The organism is Mycolicibacter sinensis (assembly GCF_001673565.1).
Classification (GTDB): Bacteria; Actinomycetota; Actinomycetes; order Mycobacteriales; family Mycobacteriaceae; genus Mycobacterium; species Mycobacterium sinense_C.
This window is the reverse complement of the sequence record NZ_LZMF01000106.1, coordinates 1-552: the sequence shown is the minus strand read 5'-3', so window position 1 is coordinate 552 and position 552 is coordinate 1. Positions and strand designations below refer to the sequence as shown.

The following is a 552-nucleotide window of genomic DNA, read 5'->3' as shown; positions in this document are numbered from 1 at the left end:
ACCCGGTTGCGCCGCGGCCCTGAGGAAGTGGGCGAGATCTGGGTGTCCGGGCCCAGCGTCGGCGTGGGCTACTGGGGGCGGCCCGAGGAGACCGAACGCACCTTCGGTGCGACGCTGGCCGACACCGGCGAGGGCCCGTTCCTGCGCACCGGCGACCTCGGATTCGTCTGCGCGGGTGAGCTATTCGTGACCGGTCGGTGGAACGACCTGATCACGATCCGCGACATCAAGTACTACCCCAACGACATCGAGGACACCGTGGGCGGCAGTGACCCGGCACTGATGCCGGGCCGCACCGCGGTGTTCACGGTCAAACCGAACCCGCGCGCCGACGAGCAGCTGGTGATCGTGCAGGAGGTGAACCGCGCGTCGCTGAACTCCGACCTCAGCGGCGCCGTCGAGGCCATCCGCGCGGCGGTCCTTGCCACCCACAATGTTTCGGCCCACGATGTGCTGCTGGTCGAGCCCATGCAGGTCCCGACCACCACCAGCGGCAAGATTCAGCGCAGCGCGTGCCGGCAACGCTTCGTCGGCGGCGGGTGTGCCCCGGTG

Annotated in this window: 1 pseudogene; it reads left to right on the top strand. The window is 69.6% G+C overall.

The annotated features are described in order from the left end of the window. Positions 1 to 552, top strand: a pseudogene (locus A5648_RS15745) (AMP-binding protein); the annotation flags it as partial.